The following is a 546-nucleotide window of genomic DNA, read 5'->3' on the forward strand; positions in this document are numbered from 1 at the left end:
TGGAAACCGTCACTTTGGTCGCGGCACGACCATTTTTCATCACCACTTTGATACCAACAAAACGCATGCCGATGGTTTGCCCTTCCTTCAACCAATACCAGTTAATCACGAGAAGAATGGGAACAGTGAGGAGGTACACCGCGTGGGTGTCGTAAACAAGCGTGAAGTTTTCTTGCAGGGATAAACGGAAGTCATAGAGCCAAAAATTGATACCCAACGCGATAACAACGACAACGCTAATGACGACGAACAGATCAACGAAACCGCCTATAAGCCGCTGCATTTTGCTCGCAATTGAAGAGTACATATAACCACCTACAACAACAGTGAACGCAGTCTAGGCATTGTTGTATATGTGCTCAATTGATAAGTCTATAAATTCGTATCATGTCTCAAAAGTGATTTTTAATTTACACCGATATAACTTAGTTATCTCGGTTTCAGCGATGGGTGGATACTTACCAATAACGCTCATAGATAACGTGACCGCCTGTTCGAGTTCGATACTTTTCTAACCCTAATTCTTGCAGCACAGGCAAGGTATCT

1 protein-coding gene and 1 pseudogene are annotated in these 546 nt (G+C 43.0%); both read right to left on the reverse strand.

Annotated elements, in window-relative coordinates; all coding sequences use genetic code 11:
• Window positions 1-307 (reverse strand): RDD family protein (locus R7E78_RS29660; RefSeq protein ID WP_318059082.1); only part of this gene is annotated, 307 nt, incomplete at its 3' end.
• 151 nt (window positions 308-458) lie between these two features.
• Window positions 459-546, reverse strand: a pseudogene (locus R7E78_RS29665) (ferredoxin--NADP reductase); the annotation flags it as partial.

The sequence above is a fragment of the Vibrio sp. YT-19(2023) genome, from assembly GCF_033337395.1.